Origin of the sequence: Photobacterium nomapromontoriensis (assembly GCF_050336815.1) — a bacterium.
In the GTDB taxonomy this organism is placed as follows: domain Bacteria; phylum Pseudomonadota; class Gammaproteobacteria; order Enterobacterales; family Vibrionaceae; genus Photobacterium; species Photobacterium nomapromontoriensis.
In genome coordinates this window covers 109,130-127,926 of sequence record NZ_JAKJSL010000024.1, presented here as the reverse complement: position 1 = coordinate 127,926, position 18,797 = coordinate 109,130, and the positions used below count along the sequence as shown (strand labels likewise).

General features: G+C 44.5%; 15 protein-coding genes. 6 read left to right on the top strand and 9 right to left on the bottom strand.

The genetic code is table 11. The annotated features are described in order from the left end of the window. Positions 1–39: 39 nt before the first annotated feature. Positions 40–789 carry a molybdopterin-synthase adenylyltransferase MoeB gene (gene moeB, locus L4D12_RS09915; RefSeq protein ID WP_428447669.1) on the bottom strand — a complete coding sequence of 250 codons (750 nt, stop codon included), beginning with the start codon at positions 787–789 and terminating at the stop codon, positions 40–42. A gap of 98 nt (positions 790–887) precedes the next feature. Continuing rightward, positions 888–2,120: a molybdopterin molybdotransferase MoeA gene (gene moeA, locus L4D12_RS09910; protein ID WP_428447668.1), complete on the bottom strand. Its 1,233-nt coding sequence runs from the start codon at positions 2,118–2,120 to the stop codon at positions 888–890. Positions 2,121–2,334: 214 nt separating this feature from the next. Here moeA and folE point away from each other — a divergent pair, with 214 nt between their 5' ends. Then, positions 2,335–2,988 carry a GTP cyclohydrolase I FolE gene (folE, locus tag L4D12_RS09905; protein WP_428447667.1) on the top strand — a complete coding sequence of 218 codons (654 nt, stop codon included), beginning with the start codon at positions 2,335–2,337 and terminating at the stop codon, positions 2,986–2,988. A gap of 94 nt (positions 2,989–3,082) precedes the next feature. Continuing rightward, positions 3,083–4,009 carry a LysR family transcriptional regulator gene (locus L4D12_RS09900; protein ID WP_428447666.1) on the top strand — a complete coding sequence of 309 codons (927 nt, stop codon included), beginning with the start codon at positions 3,083–3,085 and terminating at the stop codon, positions 4,007–4,009. Positions 4,010–4,098: 89 nt separating this feature from the next. On the opposite strand, the gene L4D12_RS09895 is transcribed toward L4D12_RS09900, so the two are convergent. Together L4D12_RS09895 and L4D12_RS09890 are read right to left on the bottom strand one after the other, a co-directional pair. After that, positions 4,099–4,965 (bottom strand): YjjW family glycine radical enzyme activase, encoded by an 867-nt coding sequence (locus L4D12_RS09895; RefSeq protein WP_428447665.1) that lies wholly within the window; start codon positions 4,963–4,965, stop codon positions 4,099–4,101. Then, complete coding sequence (locus L4D12_RS09890; protein ID WP_428447686.1) at positions 4,931–6,463, bottom strand: YjjI family glycine radical enzyme; 1,533 nt, start codon at positions 6,461–6,463, stop codon at positions 4,931–4,933. The genes L4D12_RS09895 and L4D12_RS09890 overlap by 35 nt, the downstream gene beginning before the upstream one ends. A 352-nt stretch (positions 6,464–6,815) precedes the next feature. Here L4D12_RS09890 and L4D12_RS09885 point away from each other — a divergent pair, with 352 nt between their 5' ends. After that, a complete protein-coding gene (locus L4D12_RS09885; RefSeq protein ID WP_428447664.1) occupies positions 6,816–8,546 on the top strand; it encodes a L,D-transpeptidase family protein in 1,731 nt (576 codons plus the stop codon). Between the two features lie 48 nt (positions 8,547–8,594). On the opposite strand, the gene L4D12_RS09880 is transcribed toward L4D12_RS09885, so the two are convergent. The 4 genes from L4D12_RS09880 to L4D12_RS09865 form a co-directional block, all read right to left on the bottom strand. After that, positions 8,595–9,539, bottom strand: a complete 945-nt coding sequence (locus L4D12_RS09880) for a TerC family protein (protein ID WP_428447663.1) — start codon at positions 9,537–9,539, stop codon at positions 8,595–8,597. Positions 9,540–9,976: 437 nt separating this feature from the next. Continuing rightward, positions 9,977–11,746 carry a putative 2-aminoethylphosphonate ABC transporter permease subunit gene (locus L4D12_RS09875; RefSeq protein WP_428447662.1) on the bottom strand — a complete coding sequence of 590 codons (1,770 nt, stop codon included), beginning with the start codon at positions 11,744–11,746 and terminating at the stop codon, positions 9,977–9,979. Then, a complete protein-coding gene (locus tag L4D12_RS09870) occupies positions 11,743–12,819 on the bottom strand; it encodes a putative 2-aminoethylphosphonate ABC transporter ATP-binding protein (protein WP_428447661.1) in 1,077 nt (358 codons plus the stop codon). Before L4D12_RS09870 ends, L4D12_RS09875 begins: the two co-directional genes overlap by 4 nt. 142 nt (positions 12,820–12,961) lie before the next feature. Continuing rightward, positions 12,962–13,975 carry a putative 2-aminoethylphosphonate ABC transporter substrate-binding protein gene (locus L4D12_RS09865; RefSeq protein ID WP_428447660.1) on the bottom strand — a complete coding sequence of 338 codons (1,014 nt, stop codon included), beginning with the start codon at positions 13,973–13,975 and terminating at the stop codon, positions 12,962–12,964. Positions 13,976–14,247: 272 nt separating this feature from the next. Here L4D12_RS09865 and phnW point away from each other — a divergent pair, with 272 nt between their 5' ends. The 3 genes from phnW (at position 14,248) to L4D12_RS09850 (ending at position 17,114) form a co-directional block, all read left to right on the top strand. Next, positions 14,248–15,363, top strand: a complete 1,116-nt coding sequence (gene phnW / locus L4D12_RS09860; protein ID WP_428447659.1) for a 2-aminoethylphosphonate--pyruvate transaminase — start codon at positions 14,248–14,250, stop codon at positions 15,361–15,363. 41 nt (positions 15,364–15,404) lie between these two features. After that, positions 15,405–16,217 carry a phosphonoacetaldehyde hydrolase gene (gene phnX, locus L4D12_RS09855; protein WP_428447658.1) on the top strand — a complete coding sequence of 271 codons (813 nt, stop codon included), beginning with the start codon at positions 15,405–15,407 and terminating at the stop codon, positions 16,215–16,217. A 498-nt stretch (positions 16,218–16,715) separates the two neighbouring features. Next, complete coding sequence (locus tag L4D12_RS09850; RefSeq protein ID WP_428447657.1) at positions 16,716–17,114, top strand: hypothetical protein; 399 nt, start codon at positions 16,716–16,718, stop codon at positions 17,112–17,114. A 70-nt stretch (positions 17,115–17,184) separates the two neighbouring features. Here L4D12_RS09850 and L4D12_RS09845 read toward each other — a convergent pair whose 3' ends face one another. Then, complete coding sequence (locus L4D12_RS09845) at positions 17,185–18,594, bottom strand: basic amino acid/polyamine antiporter (RefSeq protein WP_428447656.1); 1,410 nt, start codon at positions 18,592–18,594, stop codon at positions 17,185–17,187. Positions 18,595–18,797: the final 203 nt, after the last annotated feature.

Below are 18,797 nucleotides of genomic sequence, written 5' to 3'. Positions count from 1 at the left end.
GAAGCCATGGCTTCCTTTTTTATTTGCTAGTTGGTGTGACTACTGGCAACAAACAGAACAATTTGCTTGTTTACCCAGTTTCATTTCACGCCAAGCCATGCTCATAGCGTCCAGCAGTAAGATTTTTCCCATGAGCGGTTGACCCATTTTCGTCACAACTTTGATGGCTTCCATCGCTTGTACTGCACCGACAATTCCGACCACTGGCGACATAATGCCAGCTTCCACACAGGTTAGGGCTTGTTGGCCAAATAGGGCACTTAGGCATTGATAGCAAGGCTCGCCGTCTTGATAGGTATAAACACTGATTTGACCTTCCATGCGAATGGCGGCACCTGACACTAATGGTGTCTTTGTTTTGAAGCATAAGCGGTTAAGTTGATTACGTGTGTCGACGTTATCACTGCAATCTAACACCAAATCATGTTGCTCAATCAGATCCAGTAGCGCCTCATCGTTGAGGCGTTTGGCTATGGTATCAATGGCCGTATTCGGGTTAACGGTTAACAATGCCTGACGAGCAGAGTCAACTTTTAGCATACCGACAGTGTTATCATTGTGCAGCACTTGGCGCTGTAAGTTAGAGACTTCCACCTTATCATCATCAATTAATGTGAGTTTACCAACGCCTGCAGCGGCAAGGTATTGGCTCGAGGCGCAGCCCAGCCCACCAGCACCGAGGATCAGCATGGAGCTGGCCTTCAGGGTCTCTTGGCCATCAAAATCGAATTGTTTAAGGATAATTTGGCGGTTGTAACGCAGCATTTCTGCGTCGGTTAGTTCGACCACGGGGAATTCCTGTTGTGTGACTCATAAACAAACAGCGAAAAAGAGTGGACTTCATGATGAAGGGCCGGCTTTCTCGCTGTTGGATTATTGTGTTAGTGTTAGTACATGGTGTGATTGAATAACTCGATGGTGACATACTCACCAGGCATCACACGACCACGTTCTTGCTCTAATACCACAAAGCAGTTGGCTTGGTGCATAGAGCTGAAAGCGCCAGAACCTTGATTGCCGGTTGTTGCCACTTCAAGCTGGCCGTCACCATTTATCTGGTAAATCCCACGCTGGTAGTCAGCGCGACCAGGACGTTTTTTGAATGGGCTGGTGGCGATGGCTTTGATTCGCTGCGGTGGTTGATACTGGCTATGGCCAGCCAGCTTAGCCAGCATAGGTTGCACTAACTGATAGAGGGTTACCATGGCTGATACCGGGTTACCTGGCAGGCCACAGAACCAAGTGTCTTTGATAGTACCAAAGGCAAAAGGCTTGCCAGGCTTCATGGCAATTTTCCAGAAGCCGATTTCACCTTGTTGCTCAAGGATATCTTTGGTGTAGTCTGCTTCACCGACACTGACACCACCAGAGGTAATCAGTACATCGGCTTTCGTTGCTGCGTTGAATGCTTCTCGAAGTTTTTCCGGACAATCAGGAATAATCCCCAGATCCATTACATCACAACCAAATTTTTCCAGTAGGGCGCGGATACCATAGCGGTTACTGTCATAAATTTGGCCAGCTTCTAGAGATTCACCCACGGGGCGAAGCTCATCACCGGTAGAGAAGAACGCAACCGTAGGACGCTTGAAAACCGGCAGGGCAGCAATCCCCAGAGAAGCCAGCAGCGGCATTTCACGTGCAGTAATACGGTTACCTTTCGCGACGACCACATCCCCTTGACAGACATCATCACCAATAGGACGCACATTGTCACCGTGTGGCGCCTTTGTAGTGAAGCGAATGCTATTGCCATTTACTTCGGTTTCTTCTTGCATGATAACGGTATCAGTGCCAGCTGGCATTTGAGCGCCCGTCATAATGCGGATACATTGACCTGATTGGCAGGTGCCATCAAAGGGAATACCCGCAAAAGATTTGCCTGCCATTTGGAGGGTATCCGTTGCCTCGAGATCGGTACTGCGAAGTGCATAGCCATCCATTGCTGAATTGGCAAAAGGAGGTACATTAATCGGTGAACAGATATCTTCTGCCAATACCAGTCCCATGGCATCAGACAGTGGCACTGTGCTGACGATGTCGAGTGGTTTTACTTGGTCTAGAATTTTATCTATCGCGGCATCGACTGGCATTAAGCCCGGCGTATTACAACAACCCATAATAGCTATCCGTTTATCATCTTTTATATTTTATCTAGACATTTATTATGACAAAAAAAGGTCTGTAGCACTAATACCTGAACAAATTCGTGGTGTAATTATTGTCATTTACAGGTATCCTTCGGTCTGAAAAATTGCTGGCACTCTTTTTTTTGGACTTAAGTGTTTAATAATACTTAGCGTTTGCTCAAAGCCAGCGAGCTGGAGGAATAGAATGACTACATTTAGCGAATCTGCATTAAAGGTGCGTCAAGCATTGACTGATCGTGGATTAGAAACACCAATGACTGATATTGTTGTCAGCCGCGAGGAAAAGAAAGAGAAAATTGAATATCACATGCGTGAAATTCTTGAGCTTCTTTCTTTGGATCTGACCGATGACAGCTTGGTTGAAACGCCGCATCGTATTGCGAAAATGTACGTTGATGAAGTTTTTTCTGGTTTAGATTACACCAATTTCCCTAAAATCACCGTTATCGAAAATAAGATGAACTGTGATGAGATGGTTCGGGTAAAAGACATTACCTTGACCAGTACCTGTGAGCACCATCTGGTGACCATCGACGGTAAGGCGACCGTGGCTTATATTCCTCGTGGAAAGATCATTGGCCTGTCAAAAATCAATCGTATTGTGCGCTTTTTTGCTCAGCGGCCTCAGGTTCAAGAGCGTTTGACACAGCAGATCTTGGTTGCTTTACAAACATTGCTAGAGAGTGATGATGTGGCTATCACTATCGATGCGACGCACTATTGCGTAAAAGCACGTGGTGTGATGGACGCGACCAGCGTGACCACGACAACCGCATTAAGCGGAATATTTAAGCGCAACCCTGCAACCCGTGCAGAATTTCTGCATGGTGTTCGCTAGACAGTTGAATGCCTATTCAGAGTTCAATATTAACCAATAAGCCAGCAGATTAACCTGCTGGCTTTTTTGTCGAATTTACACCAGCGAAAAGCATATGGATTTAATCAAACTTTCTAGAATCAGCATGAAGCACCTTGTTACGCTTCATGTCATGTTAGATACCCTAAGTGTTACCGCCAGTGCCGAGCGACTATGCCTGAGCCCATCGTCTGTTAGCAAGACATTGACACAACTTAGGGACAGTCTGAATGACGAGCTATTTTACCGACATGGTAACCAGCTGGTAGCGACACCCTTGGCGCGTCGTCTGGGGCCAACGGTACACCAGATGATCAATGAAATGAATCAAATGCTGACTCAGGAAGCCTTTGATCCAGCCTCGTATCAAGGCCGATTTTCATTGGCAATGCGAGAGAGTACGTTTGAATTGTTGGCAGCAAAACTCACCGCACGCGTATTGGCTCAATCACCGGGAATGCGGCTAGAAATTTGGTCTCGCGACAGTATGGGCTTTGATTGTTTGTCGAAAGGGCAGCTAGATTTTATAGTGCTGCCACATGATAAAAGTCAGCCGCCAAGCTCCCACACTAATTTGGTGTGGGAAACGCTGCTTGATGATGAAATGGTGTGTCTGATGAATTCCTCACATCCTCTTGCCGAGCAGTCTTTGACCGTTGATGATTACCTAAACTATGACCATATCGGGATCATGGACAGTGATCTTAACGTCCCGTTTTTTGAAATGCAGTTGGCTCAGCAGCACCATAAGCGACGCATTGCTGTGACAGTGCCTGATTTTGGTGGTGCAGCGGTAATGTGTCACCACAGTGATTTATTGTTTACCTGTTCGCGTCAATGGGCGGATGTTGCCTTGCAAGCGAAAGGGTTGATCACAAAACCGCTGCCGTTTAATTACGGCGAGGTGTCATACAGTGTGGTATGGCATCAGCCAAGTATGAATGATCCGGCTCAGCGTTGGCTCTACGAACAGATAGTGGATGTTGCTAAAACCGCAGTCTAACTCGTTGAGTTTATTTGTATCTGTACGAGGGGGGAGAATCGTCTCCCTTCTTGGTGCAGAAGGAAGACCGGTGATCATGTGGGTGGCGATCATAGAGGCTTTCGATACGTCACTGTCAGGCCGCGTTGCTCAAGTTTTTCGGCAAACAGTTTAATTGCGGCGTTACTGCAAATATCCCATTGAAGGGCTTCGCCTATAACCCCATGGTGCTGGAAGGCATTGAGCCTAATCGTGGTGCGTTTGGGCAATTCCTTTAAGTACAGGCTTACAGCGTCTATCTCTGTATCATAATCGGTAATGCCTGGAATGTGTAAGAGTCGCAATTCTTCCAACTTGTCATGCTTTGCCAGCAACGCGACAGATTGCAGTACACGATGGTGGCTGCGACCTGTTAACCACTGATGGGTTTCTTCCTGCCAGGCTTTAAGGTCAATCATTGCACCATCTAAGATTGGCAAAAGTTTTTCCCACCCCGTGAGGCTTAAGCTTCCGTTACTATCGACCATACAGCTGAGATGCTTTAAATCATCATCTGCTTTGACGGCACTAAACAGTGCGACAATGAATGGCAGTTGCAAAGTCGCTTCCCCGCCGCTCACTGTAATGCCAGATAAGAAAAGCTGCTGTTTGCGGATTAGCGCTAACATTTCATCAAGGCTAATCTGTTGAGTTTTCGGGTTGGACTGATTCGGGCACACCGATAAACACAGATCGCAATGGGTACAGCGTGCCGCATCCCACATCACCTTCCCGTTGTGAAGATTCAATGCGCCTGCAGGGCAGGGGGCAATACAATCACCACAGTCATTGCACAGCCCAATGGTATGGGGGTTATGACAGCTTTTGCATTGATAGTTGCAGCCCTGCAGGAAGATAACGAGCCTGTTTCCAGGCCCGTCAACGCACGAGAAATTGAGGATCTTACTGACCGTCGCTGTAACGTGGCGCTTGCTCATGACTTACCACTCGTGGTTTACGATTGAGAATACCTGTGGTTGCTGCCGCTTCTTCACCCAAGCCTGTGGTGTTGGTGCGAGATCCGCATGCTTTGAATTTGGCAATATCGGACAGCTTGATCATGTAGCCCGTTACTCGGACAAGGTCGTTAGAGTGAACATTTGCAGTGAACTCACGAAAGCCGAGAGCTAATGCGCCTTTGCAAAGCTGGTACATGGCTTCTGGGTTGGCTTTAACGGTTTCATCAATGGTCAAAATATCACTGATACCAGAGGTGTAGTATTGATGATGTTCCGCAAGTGCTTGGATATGGCTAATTGGGTCTGGCTCTGTTCCGTAAGGGATACGTACACCGGGTGTCACATTCACATCGAGGCTGATCCCTCCTTGAGAATGCAGCAACGCCCGCCCTTTATAGCCATATTTTACTGGGGTAGACGTGACAATGTCACTTAGAGTGCGAGAGATAGCGTGACCGAGTTGATTGGCCGCACCATCCAGGCCGTATTGTCCGTCATTTCCATCTTTTTGCATGATCGTGTTCACCGCTTCCGCCATACCGTAAATACCAAACATCGGCGCAAAGCGATCTTCGTCAATTAAGCCTTCACTGACGAGGAAACTATTAAAAAATCCGGACTCTTCATGCAAGAAAGCAGAACGCGCTTCAATCAACTCGAACAGGGTGTTGCAATAGTGTGGAAGAACGGTGTCAAAGAAGTGCTGGCTGGAGTCTGATTTTAAAGCCACTTCTTTCAGGTTCATTCGAACCAAGGTGTTAGCGCCGCCTGCGAGTGGCAGCGAGTTGTAGCAACTGACGATACCAAAACCACGATTGTCAAACGTCTGAGCGTGAATCGGGTAATTAGCGATATGTGGTTTGCTGCACTCGCAAATGTTCTGATTGGCAACGCGTAGTAAATCATCAGGTGTAATAGCTGGGTCGTACATAAAGGTCAGATTGGGGGCAACCTGTTTCAATTCCGCATCAACACGCAGGATCGTGCGGCAAATAATATTGTCAGTTGGACCGATATTAACGTGCATGAAGGCATCTGGTAGGGTGCGGTCCAGCATGATCCAGAACAGACGTAATTTACGGTAGATTGTCTCTTCATCCATACCGTCTACGTATGGTAGTAAAACGTCATCCAATTGACCGAGATAAACCGGGATATTGGTCACCGAAGGAACATGATGATAAATGATAGTTAGGTGATTGAGCGCTTCATCGAAATCTGAAGCGGGTGCTAGCTCAAGATATTCAGAACCTTGCTGAAGGAATTTTGCATAGTCAGGTAGTACGTAACGTGGTTTAAACGGCGCATTACCTTCAAACATGTCACACAGAACATTGCTATACATGGCTTCTTTCACATGCTCTGTAATATCGAGATACGGAAGGCTGGCATCAGCTTCAAGTGCAAGATAGCTGGATTTTTGTTTAGGAGATAGCAATGGGTCACAAATAATTTTGCTGAATTTCGCTTGAGTCATCATGTTATTAACCATGTATTTATTATGAGAAATAAGATACGTGAAATTTCAATTTCTTGAAGTGAAAATAACAGAAGGGTTGGTTTCTATATTGGAAATTCGTAAGAGGAGTCACGGTTAGGCACGGATTATATGCATATATTTGGCAATAATTACGAGATGCCTTCCATTTGTACTGACTAGTATGTCAATAAATTATCCTTAAAACTTGTCAGTATGTCACAATTTTGACTAAAACTGTTTATATGCGGTATGCCTCCAAGAAGCGATTACCCGTATTGATTATCATGACGCCTGCTCAAGGATTGAGCTGAAATTTTTAGTTGAAAATTGTATCTCAGGATTGTTTGTAATGTTTGACAGCCGTTCTCATGCACGACCCCGCCATATTTTAGGATTACTCATCACGTTATTTACCGTGTCGATTGCTGATATTGCCTTCGCGAAGGTGATGACAGACGACAGGGTGGAGGTATCCGCTGAACCAAGCCACATGCTTGACTTAAGCTTAGTTAATCGCGTCCCCCTTGCCAGTTATGAGCAGCTTTGTGATGGTGGTGAACAGGCATTGTGTTTTTCTGAACCATTAAAACAAATTTATTCAGACAATGATTTTATGCCCTTATGGCGATCCCCTGAGTTACGTGAGGCACTGCTACTTCGGATTAAAACATTAGCCTACGCAGAAATTGTGTCTGGAATGGATGAACGGCTGGTGGAATTACAACAGTTAGAGCAACAGCAGGATCTTCGAGGGTTTGATCTCTTAGCCACTGACACCTATTTGGTTTATCAAGCACTGATGCAGCAGATAACAGCAAGACCCAGTATGCTATTTCGCCATCAGACACTACGGCCGATTAAGGTAAGCCAATGGGAGACTAAACCCGATACAGTGATTAGCTCCGTTGTTACTTCAGGCCTTAATGAGCTGTTATTGCGAGATAGCCTTGGTGTAAATAGCAATGAATTGATTGTGATAGCTCGTGCGTTGCGCCAAGCTGAGTTGCTACGCCAATTACCGGCGCATCAATATCAGTTAGTGGGTCGGAAAGTGGTAAGAAGGGGGCAGGATATTCCTAATGGCCAACAGTTACTTGAAGTCTTATATAACTATGGAGATTTACCTCCGGAGGCATACAACCCGCTGACACTCGATCCAGTCGTGAACAACGATGGTGAGGTGAATAACGCGATTAAGCGTTTTCAGCGCCGCAATGGGCTTGATGATGATGGTATTATCGGCCCGGCAACGGCACGTCAACTAGCTTTACCGTATCAAGAAGTTTCCCGCGTGATTGCGTTGAATATGCATCGCAGTCAGTTTGGTGCCTCTGGGGCTAAGCGACCGACCATTCGTGTCAATATTCCTGATTACCAGTTACAAATCACACATAAAAATAATGTCGTATTTGAATCTAAAGTGATTGTCGGTCGCTCAACGCGACCCACCAATTTGTTTTCATCTGCATTGAGCGTCATGGTGGTTAATCCAAAGTGGAATATTCCAGAGACCATTAAGAAGGAAGATGTCATCCCAGGTATTCAAGCTTCGCCTGATTATTTAGAAAGGAAAAACCTGAAAATTATTCATAGTTGGCGAGATCGAAGTGAAATTTTACCGGAAACGATTGAATGGAGCACGGTGGATCCTGAAACATTCCCTTATGAATTTATGCAAGGCCCAGGGCCAACGAATGCGTTAGGTAATGTGAAATTTTTGATGCCAAATGATTACTCTATTTATTTGCATGATACGCCTGCGAGAAGCTTGTTTAGACGCACAAAACGTAACCTGAGTTCAGGTTGCGTGAGGGTTGAAAAGGCTGCCGAACTGGCCGAATTTATACTGAAATATCAGCGCTATTCATCTGTGGGCTCTTATGACAATCTAGTCGCAGTAGAAGATACAGATACGATTAATATATCAAGAAAAATTGATGTTGATTTTACCTATGTGACCGCTTGGGTTGATGAGAATAATACGCTGCAAATGCGTGAAGACATTTATGGCTACGACAGGGCGATAGAGGAACCAGTGGAAGATATTTTTTCGACGATGAAGAATTATCGCCGTTACTAGTAGTGTAAAGAGAATAGCAATGCCCCACCGGAGTGGGGCATTGTATTATTAAGCTTGTACTTCGCGGGTTTTCCATAGCGAACCGATGATCGCTGCAGAAATAGACAACACGATCACAGCCAGTGATACAGGTGTTGGAATCGCATAGCTAGTTTCCATTAACAGCATCTTGATACCGATGAAGCTTAGAATAAATGCTAATGCAGGGCGTAGGTAGCAGAAACGTGTCAACATACCTTCAAGTACGAAATACAGCGAACGCAGACCTAACAGCGCAAATACATTGGCAGACATGACCAAGAATGGTTCTTTGGTTACAGCAAAAATCGCAGGAATTGAATCTAGCGCAAACATTACGTCAGTCAATGCAATAACCGCAATAACTATCACCATTGGTGTCGCTAACCACCCCATCTTGTCTTTGACAAAGAACTTATGACCATGGTAATCATCCGATACACGGAAGCATTTTTTCACCAGACGTACGGGTAACGACTGTGAAAAATCCTCTTGCTCTTCTTCGTCTTCACTCCACAGTTTGTAACCTGTGTAAAGTAGGAACGCCGCGAAAATGTACAGAATCCAATGGAACTGAGTAAGTAATTCTGCACCTACCGCGATCATAATGCCACGAAGGATCAGTGCCCCTACAACGCCCAGCATTAATACGCGAGGTCGAATCGATTCAGGTACCGCAAACTGGCCGAAAATCAGAGCAAAGACAAATAAGTTATCTACGCTGAGTGATTTTTCAAGTAAGTAACCGGTTAAGAAAGCCGTCGCTGCTTGACTGTTAGTGTATGTGCTGTCCGGGGCCATTTGTGGCCAGTACATATAAATGACAACATTAAAGGCCAGTGCGAGTACAACCCAGAACAAACTCCAAATAGCGGCTTTTTTGATGGTGACTTTACCACCACGGGTTTGATATAAGTCCAGCGCCAACATTAATAGTGTTAGAACAGCGAACCCTTCATAGCTAAAAAGGCTCATGGTTTTCTCCTTTCACGATCGGGCGCGCGAAAGAGACAGGCATAAAACAAACCAGACCTTTCGCGCATTAAAAAAAAATACAGTTGCCTTCACAGGATCCCCCTGTAAAAGTAAACAGTACCCTGCACTTATGTGCATGATTAATGGCGTTGGTCTCGTCAAGATGGTGTAAACAGGATTACAAATCCACCCTCGGCTGCCGGAAGCGTAAACTTCGAGATGACGACAGACGAACAATTGGTGACTACTCCCCAAAGCAGGCGCATTCTAAGAGTAAAGCTCAGATTACGCCAGCATTTTCTCAGCTAATCTTATACTTATTAAAGGCTATTTACCAACAAGTGTTTAATATCTTGCCATGCAGGTCGCAAGGCAGCCACTATCGGTGTGATGGCTAGAAATTTGACCTGCATGATGCTGATGCCATTTTGCAATAATTAGCGCTGACACCATGCTTGCGTATGATGTTCAAGAACGTGATTGGAAATCACATGCAGCAGTTTTATGGTGCCTGCAGTCAGTAGGATCATAACCGCCATTGCCGCAGCGGGACCGGTTTGTCCGGCATCGTCCATGTTCAATACTGCTACCGATGCGGGCATCGTGTCGGCGGCATACAAAAACACAATAGCCGATGTGGTTGTCATTGCATTAACGAACAGATAAACCACGATTTCTAAAATAGCGGGCAAGCACATAGGGACGGTTATTTTGAAAAATACCTTATATTGAGGCATCTTAAGAGAGGTTGAAATGGCTTCAATTTCTACAGGAAGCTGTTTGAGTGCGGTCAGTGCCGTCATGTGTCCCACCGTGTAATAATGAGCAATCGTATTAACGACAAGAATGGCCATTGTGCCATACAGCAATGAAAGCGGGTTTGCCTGACTATTAAAAAAGAAAATATAGCCAAGTCCGAGTACCATGCCAGGAACTGCCATGGGAATAATTGTAACGATCTGCAGTAGATTGCGTAATCGCGTAAAATAGCGGCCTTTTTCGAGGCAGTATGCGCCAATGAAGATCACCAATGTGCCAATGCCAGCAACCCAAGACGCCAGCTCGATCGCATTAAAGTAAGGTGTCCATCCGTAAGTGCTAAATTGTGCAAACTGATAGTTGTTCAGGCTTATTGTAAGGTTCCATGGCCAAAAGGTTACCAGAGATCCATAAATCGCCATTCCAATGACCGTGATAATCGCCAATGAAATCAAGGTGCAGAAGATAAAGCAGGTAGCATCACGCAATATGTGAGGTTGAGGGTGGTACGCCACTGAACGGGTGTCGAAGAGGTGGTGTTGTTTTCTTTGCACCCAGCGGTCAGTCATAAATGCCAATAAGGCAGGTAATAGTAGAACGACGCTGGTAACCGCTCCCATGGCAAAGTTTTGTTGGCCGATAACCTGCTTAAATATATCCGTTGCCAGAACGTTATAGCTGCCGCCGATAACCTTAGCAACACCAAAATCACAGACAACCAAGGTGAAAACCACGATCAATGTACTGATCAGACCATATTTTGCAGCTGGTAAAGTAACGATGAAGAACGTTTTTATCGGTGAGATCTTAAGGGTTTTCGCCGCCTCGTAAAGTCTGGCATCTGAGGTTTTGAGTGAGGTTATCAGGATCATAAGTGCATGGGGGAACGTCCAGAAAATCAAGCCCATCGTGATACCGATAACGCCATAAATGGAGTGCCCAAGCAGTAAATCTTTCGCTATTCCTTGATTACCAAACAGGTAAATAAGACTGATTGCGGGGAGCAGAGAGGGGGCAAGGATCGGTGCTGAACCAAGCACTTTGAATACCCCTTTATAAGGCATACAACTGCGAGTCAGTGCATAGGCATAACCAAACGCTAAAAATCCGACAATTATGGTGACTAGGGAGCCAATCACCAGCGTGTGCTGTAATGATAGCCACAGCGCAGGGGAGGTGAAATACTCAGTAAAATTCGCGAGTCCGACATAAACGCCATCGTTGCTGAGGAGGCTTTTTTGTAGCATGGCAAGGAGCGGCCCTAACATAAAGCTTCCCATGACAGTCATCAGTAGCAGTAAGAGCAGAGCAAGAAGTACTGTGTCGCAACTGATGATATTTTTGAATTGTGTCAGTGACGATAGGTAGCGAGGTTGAGAAGACGGTAATGGCAGCAAGTTGATATCGCGGTTTTGACTTAATGCATTCATTTCGGTGTCCATACTCATGACTGAGCCTGAAAAATATGGGTGTGTTTTTTAGAAAAATTGATCTGGTGAAAGTGCCCGTGCTCCAATGTCAGCTCACGTAGCTCTCGAATCGGTACATCAATATTGATCGCGCTACGCTGAAATGTGCCTTGCAGTTGGCACTCCGTGCGCATGAAGGTGCCTTGAAATTCCATATTTTCAATGCGTACCGGAAAACTGGATTCACTTTTACTGCCAACAGGTAAGAAATGCAGATCTTCTGGTCGCAATCCCAGTTCGACCTGATCGCCGCGCTTGAGTGTTGGTGACGGTTTGGGCAATAGCGTTTCACCAATGCGGATATGTGAATCGCTGATCACCGACGCGGGGATGAAATTCATGTTACCGACGAACTCAGCTACAAAACGAGAAGCGGGTTGCTGGTAGATCTCTTCTGGTGTGCCGACTTGTTCAATAATGCCGTGATTCATTACCACAATACGATCAGCCATTGCCAGTGCTTCCTCTTGATCGTGGGTAACCATAATCGTTGTTATGCCAAGCTGACGCTGCAAACGGCGGATCTCTTCCCGGAGATGGGTGCGGACTTTTGCATCCAATGCAGAAAGGGGCTCGTCCAGCAGTAATAACCCAGGTGATAACGACAAGGCACGAGCGAGGGCGATACGTTGTTGCTGTCCACCGGAAAGCTGATTGGGGTATTTTAGGCCTGCATCAGGTAAACCAATAACACGGAGCCATTTGTTAACGGTATCAAAGACCGTTTTATTATCCTTATTTTGTTGGCGTAACCCAATTGCAATATTCTCTGCTACCGTCAGGTTGGGGAAGAGAGCATAAGATTGAAAGACTATGCCAAAATCACGTTTTTCAGGGGGGAGAAACGTCGTGTCTTTACCTTCTTGAAATATAGATCCTGAAGATGCCAGATCAAGGCCTGCAATGGCACGGAGTAAGGTTGTTTTACCACAGCCTGAAGGGCCTAAAAAACAAATAAATTCGCCTTTATTAATATTCAATGAGATATTATTTAATGCAATAAAATGGCCATACTGCTTGTTAATATTTATAATTTTCAGATAAGAGTCCATACATTTACTCACTACTTGTGTATGTGTGAAACATAAATAGATCTATAAAAACTTACATTTTTAGCTAGATAGAAAAATAGGTGGAATCGGTGTGTTGTTAGTGGTTTTTTATTTGTTATACATGTCTTATGTTGGTTCATTATTATTGGTTTGATTCTGATTTATTATCAAAATTTTCTGACCAACGTTTTAGTACGGACTGACGATTTTCTGCCATTTTACTAAAGTTCATGTTTACCGCAGCACCTTCTACATTCGGATAGTTTGCCACGCTGGAATGGATCGCGTTGTGTGCAACATTCGGGTAGAAGGCACTGTAGAGACGGTTAGCATCCGTTGTTAATGCCCAGTCAATGAGTTTTTTGGCAGCTTCGGATTGATCATTTACCAGACCAACCGCGTCCATTTCCCATCCGACACCGCCCTCAGGCATGATCACAGAGATAGGTGCACCTTGTGTTTTTAGTGTGGCACCTCGAATTGCCATAGATATCCCAAGCGCGACTTCGCCCATACTGGCTTGGACGCAAGGCTTAGAGCCTGAATGCGTATAATAGGCCATATTGTCATTGAGTTTATCCATGTAGCGCCATGCCGCTTCTTCTCCCATCGACTGGAGCCATGCCGTAACCTGTATATAACCGGATCCTGAAGAAGCTGGATTTGGCATTGCGATATGGCCTTTGTATACCGGGTTTAACAGATCCTCCCAGCTATTTGGCGTAGGTAGTCCTTTGGCTTTAGCGACTCTGTCGTTGAAGCAGAGGGCTATATAGACAGCCTGAGTACCAAACCAAGCTTTATTAGATTGAGGGTCAACCATATTGCCACGGATCGCGTTTAAACCTTTTGGTGAGTAGGGTTTGACGATACCTTCGTCTTTCAGTAGTGCCATAGATGAGCCTGCTAATCCCCATATTACATCCGCTTTGGGGTTATTTTTCTCTGCAAGTAGCTTTGCTGTCATGATGCCAGTTGAGTCGCGTACCCATTTTACTTTTATTCCAGGATTTGCATTTTCGAAGCCGTGTTTGAATTTCGCAAGCATGTCTATTTCAAACGTGGTGTAAACCGTCAGCTCTTCAGCGGCATAAGTTGAGCTGATGGGTAATGTTGCGACAGTGAGTAATGAACTGATCAACCAATGAGATTTCATTTCTACTTCTCCATGTATATATTCAATAGTGACAAGTTATTGTCGTGTAATGTTATTGATGGCGATGATGCTAGGCAGAGAATATGACAGTTATATGATTGAAATATGTCAGTTAGCTAACTGTTTTAGTGGTTTTTTATTACAGTGGTAAATCTTTAAATTAAACATTATTAAAACAAAGATGAATTTTTTATTAATAGTTATTTAGGATGTTTACAGAAATTAAATGATATCGTTATAGTTTAGCGCATCTGATATCTCTCCTATGTGGAATGAATAGAATGGAAAATGTGAATAATCAATATTTACTACTAACGCCTGGCCCGCTATCAACAAGTCGAACTGTTCGAGAATCAATGTTGAAAGACTGGTGTACATGGGATGATGAGTACAATAAAGATGTTGTAGAGGTGATTCGCCATAAGTTGGTTAACCTGGCGACAGATCGTAACGGTTATACCAGCGTGTTGATGCAGGGCAGTGGAACCGCATCGGTTGAAGCCACTATTGGTAGCGTTATTCCCAAAGAGGGGAAACTGCTGGTGATCAATAATGGGGCTTACGGAGAGCGTATTGGCCTGATTGCTCAGCGCCTTGGCATTGACAACCACATCTTGGATCTGGGTGAAGAGATCCTACCGGATATAGCTCAAGTCACTGAAATATTGCAATCAGACACCGCTATTACTCATGTTGCTATGGTGCATTGTGAAACGACAACAGGCATGCTTAATCCGATAGAGGCCGTGTGTGATGTGGTGAAATCCAATAATAAAATAATGATAGTCGATGCGATGTCGAGCTTTGGCGGGATCCCGTTAGATATCGCTGAACTGGGAATCGACTTTATGATCAGCTCGGCCAATAAATGTATACAGGGTGTACCGGGCTTTGGTTTCGTTATTGCTAAACAATCGGAGCTCGAAACATGTCAAGGGCGAGCACGTTCATTATCACTGGATCTATTTGATCAATGGCAGTGCATGGAAAAAAATCATGGTAAATGGCGCTACACATCTCCAACACACACTGTCCGTGCATTTTATCAGGCGATACTTGAATTAGAGCAAGAGGGAGGCGTCGCTGCGCGTTATCAGCGATACTCAACCAATCAGCGTATTCTTGTTGAGGGGATGGAGAGATTGGGGTTTCATTGCCTGCTCGATATATCGAAGCAATCACCCATTATTACATCGTTTTATTCACCTGAACATCCGGACTACGATTTTAATCAATTTTATATCTTACTTAAAGAAAAGGGATTTGTGATATATCCCGGTAAAGTCTCCAATGCGGATTGTTTTCGTATTGGTAATATTGGTGATGTACATAATGCTGATATGTACCGTCTGATAGATGCCATTGAATCGTCAATGTACTGGGCATGATTATCATAGTGCACTGTGTTATATAAATTAAGGAATACATCATGAGCAAGTACATTCAGGCAGTTATTTTAGATTGGGCAGGCACGGTTGTTGATTTCGGTTCATTTGCGCCAACCACTATTTTTGTAGAAGCTTTTCGCCGTGAATATGATTTTGATATTTCACTGGCAGAAGCGCGAGTACCGATGGGATTAGGTAAGTGGGATCATATTAAAGCGGTAGGGGAATTACCGGAAGTGAATAAACGTTGGCAGATGAAATTTGGTCAGCCGATGCAAAAATCAGATATTGATAAAATATACCAAACTTTTATGCCACTTCAGATAGCTAAAGTCGGCGAGCATGCCGATTTGATCCCTGGTGCTGAGGCTACAATTGCAAAGCTGCGAGCGAAGGGCATAAAAATTGGCTCTTGTACGGGTTATCCTCGTATTGTTTTGGATGCCTTGATTCCGGTAGCTAAAACCAATGGTTACAGCCCTGATTGTGCAGTAGCGACTGATGATTTGCCCGCTGGTGGGCGACCAGCACCATATATGGCACTACAAAACCTGATAACGCTGCAGGTTGATGATGTTAAAGCCTGTATCAAAGTGGATGATTCGGTACCTGGGATCAGCGAAGGTCTACAGGCCGGTATGTGGACCGTGGCCTTATTGCTATCTGGCAATGAAGCAGGATTAACACAAGCGCAGTTTGAGCAGGCTGATGAGGCAACATTAGCAGCGGCTCGTACAAAAGCAGCTGATGTGTTCGCCCATTCAGGTGCACATTACCTGATTGATACAATTGCCAATTTATCCGATGTGGTTGCTGATATTGAACGTCGACTAAAAAAGGGTGAGAAGCCGTAATATATCGGAGATAAAAAGAGTGACTAAAATAGCCCATTTAGTGATACAAATGGGCTGTTATTTATTTTTTTATCAGTATACACATGCATTTATGAATACCTCGTTCAATGATAATTATGTTAAAAGTAGCAAAAGTTGATATGTGATATTAATTTCAGAAATAGCGTTTTTTGTTATAAGAATAACATTCCGTCCAAGTAGCATATATTTGCTTTGTTTATCCATCAATCGTAAGTAACTTAATTATCAATAAGGTAGGGCGTGAGGTTATAAAAAAGTGAACCTTGTCACTTCTGGTTTTAATAATGTTAATCGTTTGTTCTTTTAATATTTAATGTTTGAATTATTTATTCTTAAAAGAAGATCAACTGCATACTTTAATAAATTAGACATCGATCAAGCTAAAGTAAGTCGTATAGTAGTTTGAGAATAAACTCGTAGCTCATTCGATGCGCTGAATTATTTACAACAGCAGTTATGTTTCTCTTAGGGATGATTATGGAAACAGCAGTTGAATTCTCAAATGAAAGTAATGTTGTATTCGATTACACAACATTCTTGTCAGCATCATGCAAGCATAAAGTGACAGTTATGGACGCGCTAAAGGCGTTGATTCCGACGTTTGAAATAGCAAGAACATCATCGATGCCGCAGGGGCTCACCGACTCAGAAAAGCTACAGATGCAAGCACTGAAAGTACTTTCAACCAATATTAGTGACACCAATAACTTGATCCGCTTGCTACGCTTAGCCCGTGTAGAGCATATCGATGAGCTTACTATTCAGTTACCTTATGCGCTTGATGCAAGCCAACTAGCAGAGATAGAGGCGAAGGCGATATGTAAAATCATTATATTGGATGATTTGGCCGAAGAATTAAGAGCTCACATGTTATGAGTGCAAAATTTGTGATAATAACGAAGAAAGCCAGCATATTTATGCTGGCTTTTTAGTAAGAGGGATGAGGTTATAGTAACTGACCGTGCCAAAGCATACCGGCTGCCAGACAGGCTGCCACCGTTAATAGACTGGCTGCGGTGACTTCTTTACCGATGAATGGGCGTACCTGTTGTTCACGCTTAGCTTGAATATAGAAATATAATCCAGGCAGATAAAGCAGGGTAGAGAGCAATAAATAGTGTAAGCCAGAGGCATACAGTAGCCATATTCCGTATACGCAGGCACATACACTAACAAATAACAGTGAACCACGGTCTCGATGCTCAATCGCTAGCTTGAGGCTATAGGCACCCACCAAAAAGTACGGCACTAGGATCATTTCAGACGCTATCGTCAGCAACGTATCATAGGTACTGCCCGCAAACATGACAAAAATTAGTGCAGCTTGAATACTGACCGTTGTCAGCATTAACGATGTTACAGGGCTGCCCGCCTTGTTTTGCAAAGCAAAACTCTTCGGAAACATGTTATTTTTCGCCCCGATATAGGGAGCCTCAGAAGCCAGTACTGTCCAGCTAAGAAAAGCACCACAGACAGATACCAGCAGACCTCCTGCAATAATATATTGGCCCCATGGTCCCATTATATGTGTTAATACGGTGGCCATTGAAGGGTTTTGGTAGGTGGCGAGTTCTTGCGTACTGATTACGCCCATTGAAAGCAGGGTAACAAACACATAAATGATCAACGCAGTCAGTAATCCCAGTATAGTTGCACGGCCAACATCCCGGCGATCTCTTGCTCTGCTTGAGACAACAACAGCCCCTTCAACACCAATAAACACCCATACCGTGATTAACATGGTACTTTTTACTTGTGCAAGTAAGTCATGCTGTTTTCCAAAATGCAATCCGGTAAAGTCAAACGTGAACGTATTCCACTTGAACGCGATAAAAGTGCATACAATAAAGAGAGTGATGGGAACAAGTTTAGTACAGGTCGTCACGAGGTTGATCATTGCCGCTGTTTGAACGCCACGTAAAACTAACGCATGGACTAACCAGAGCAGCACAGATGAACCGATGAGGGATAACCATGTGTTGCCAGCGCCGAATAGAACCAAATCCGGTTTATCGAACAGCATGCCGAGGGTACTGAATACAATCACAAGGTAAGAGACATTCGCGAGCATTGCGCTTAGCCAGTAACCCCATGCAGAGCAGAAACCGATAAAGTCACCAAACCCTGCTTGTGCGTAGCCAAATACACCGCTATTGATCTCAGGCTTGAGATGCGCAAGCTGCTGAAAGGCGAGGGCGAGGAAAATCATACCAATCCCCGTAATAGTCCAGCCAATGATGACGGCGGCGGGGCTGGCGACAGCAGCCATGTTTTGCGGCAGGCTAAATACCCCGGCCCCAATCATAGATCCGATCACTAAGGCGGTTAGCGATCCTAATCCCAGTTTTTTTTCCATAGCAAATTCCGCTTGTAACAAATAATTACACTTATCTGCCGTATTATGATGATTTTACATGACATTGCACGAATTAAGTGACGGGGGTCACTGTCAGAAACGGTATTATCCGTTCCAAGGATGCAGGATCAAAAAAGCCATCAGTACAAACTAATGGCTCAATGAGTATAGATGACAAGGCTGATTTCGGGGGGATTAACCGC

What these genes read in the sequence shown, in the direction of transcription:
- moeA (WP_428447668.1), bottom strand. Translation starts at nt 2,120, where the DNA reads ATGGGTTGTTGTAATACGCCGGGCTTAATGCCAGTCGATGCCGCGATA.
- folE (WP_428447667.1), top strand. Translation starts at nt 2,335, where the DNA reads ATGACTACATTTAGCGAATCTGCATTAAAGGTGCGTCAAGCATTGACT.
- L4D12_RS09900 (WP_428447666.1), top strand. Translation starts at nt 3,083, where the DNA reads ATGGATTTAATCAAACTTTCTAGAATCAGCATGAAGCACCTTGTTACG.
- L4D12_RS09895 (WP_428447665.1), bottom strand. Translation starts at nt 4,965, where the DNA reads ATGAGCAAGCGCCACGTTACAGCGACGGTCAGTAAGATCCTCAATTTC.
- L4D12_RS09890 (WP_428447686.1), bottom strand. Translation starts at nt 6,463, where the DNA reads ATGACTCAAGCGAAATTCAGCAAAATTATTTGTGACCCATTGCTATCT.
- L4D12_RS09885 (WP_428447664.1), top strand. Translation starts at nt 6,816, where the DNA reads ATGTTTGACAGCCGTTCTCATGCACGACCCCGCCATATTTTAGGATTA.
- L4D12_RS09880 (WP_428447663.1), bottom strand. Translation starts at nt 9,539, where the DNA reads ATGAGCCTTTTTAGCTATGAAGGGTTCGCTGTTCTAACACTATTAATG.
- L4D12_RS09875 (WP_428447662.1), bottom strand. Translation starts at nt 11,746, where the DNA reads ATGAGTATGGACACCGAAATGAATGCATTAAGTCAAAACCGCGATATC.
- L4D12_RS09870 (WP_428447661.1), bottom strand. Translation starts at nt 12,819, where the DNA reads ATGGACTCTTATCTGAAAATTATAAATATTAACAAGCAGTATGGCCAT.
- L4D12_RS09865 (WP_428447660.1), bottom strand. Translation starts at nt 13,975, where the DNA reads ATGAAATCTCATTGGTTGATCAGTTCATTACTCACTGTCGCAACATTA.
- phnW (WP_428447659.1), top strand. Translation starts at nt 14,248, where the DNA reads ATGAATAGAATGGAAAATGTGAATAATCAATATTTACTACTAACGCCT.
- phnX (WP_428447658.1), top strand. Translation starts at nt 15,405, where the DNA reads ATGAGCAAGTACATTCAGGCAGTTATTTTAGATTGGGCAGGCACGGTT.
- L4D12_RS09850 (WP_428447657.1), top strand. Translation starts at nt 16,716, where the DNA reads ATGGAAACAGCAGTTGAATTCTCAAATGAAAGTAATGTTGTATTCGAT.
- L4D12_RS09845 (WP_428447656.1), bottom strand. Translation starts at nt 18,594, where the DNA reads ATGGAAAAAAAACTGGGATTAGGATCGCTAACCGCCTTAGTGATCGGA.